1 protein-coding gene is annotated in these 572 nt (G+C 70.5%); it reads right to left on the reverse strand.

Features of this window, described 5'->3' with window-relative positions; genetic code table 11:
• The coding region (locus tag ABGB06_RS39430) for an AMP-binding protein (protein ID WP_347600578.1) at positions 1-572 on the reverse strand (572 nt) is incomplete at both ends.

The raw sequence follows: 572 nt of genomic DNA on the forward strand, positions 1-572 counted from the left end.
CCGCCGTTGAGGAGTGGGATCCAGATTTCGAGGGTGGAGGCGTCGAAGGTGTGGGGGGCGTGGAAGAGGGTGCGGCCGGCCGCGAACGGTGTCCAGGTCGTGTCGGCGGCGAGCGCTGTCACGGCACCGTGGGGGGTGAGGACGCCCTTGGGGGTGCCGGTGGAGCCGGAGGTGTACATCAGGTAGAAGCCGCTGGTGGGGGTGGCAGCACAAGGGAGTGACCCGTCGCTGTGGGCGGCCAGGGCAGTGGTTGTGTCGGCGTCGTCGATGTCGATGCGGACCGCTGGGTGGGTCGGTGGGGCGAAGTCGCTGGTGGTGATGAGGAGGGTGGGGTTGCTGTCGGTCAGTAGGTGTTTGATGCGGCTGGTGGGGTGGCCGGTGTCGATGGGCACGAAGGCGGCGCCGGTCTTGGCGACGGCGAGGAACGCCTCGATCAGGTTGGGGCTGCGGGGGAGTGCGACGGCGGCTCGGTCGCCTGGGGCCAGGCCGAGGCCGAGCAGGTGGTGGGCGAGCCTGTTGGTGCGGGCGTCGAGGTCGGCGTAGGTCCAGGAGTCCTGGCCCGCGATGACCGC

The sequence above is a fragment of the Streptomyces sp. B6B3 genome (genome assembly GCF_039871525.1).
Taxonomy (GTDB): domain Bacteria; phylum Actinomycetota; class Actinomycetes; order Streptomycetales; family Streptomycetaceae; genus Streptomyces.